The sequence below is a fragment of the Vibrio sp. M260118 genome (genome assembly GCF_036533755.1).
Classification (GTDB): Bacteria; Pseudomonadota; Gammaproteobacteria; order Enterobacterales; family Vibrionaceae; genus Vibrio.
In genome coordinates this window covers 1-453 of sequence record NZ_JATABG010000723.1, presented here as the reverse complement: position 1 = coordinate 453, position 453 = coordinate 1, and the positions used below count along the sequence as shown (strand labels likewise).

The 453-nt window shown below is 38.6% G+C and carries 1 tRNA gene; it reads right to left on the bottom strand.

Annotated elements, in window-relative coordinates:
* Window positions 1-361 precede the first annotated feature (361 nt).
* A tRNA-Asn gene (locus QTO00_RS20860) sits at window positions 362-437 on the bottom strand.
* Window positions 438-453 lie beyond the last annotated feature (16 nt).

The window sequence follows — 453 nt, the reverse complement described above, 5'->3', positions numbered from 1 at the left end:
CTAATAGGTCGTTTTGTAGCAGAAAACGAGTTGGATAGTTGTTGTAATATGTTTGTCATCTTATTTTAGAAGTGTGAATCCTAGTAGTAGACAAGCCTGAAAATATGATTTGGATTAAATTTTTGACGTGAAATAAGTGGCTGTTTACTAGTGAAACCTCATAAAAGTTAGTTTAGTCGCAAATTTGGAACTTTGCTGAATCGGTTATGAAGTGTTGAGAGAGACTCTCTTTGGATTTAAGGCAAAGCGACTCTTATGAGTTATTAGGGGGGAACAACCTTAGGATAGATTGAGTATGCGATGTAATTGAGGAATAGTGGATACGAAAAAGCCTCATCAGATGATGAGGCTTTTTCTAATATGGCTCCCCCTGCGGGACTCGAACCTGCGACATACGGATTAACAGTCCGCCGTTCTACCAACTGAACTAAGGGGGAATTATTTGTGTTAACA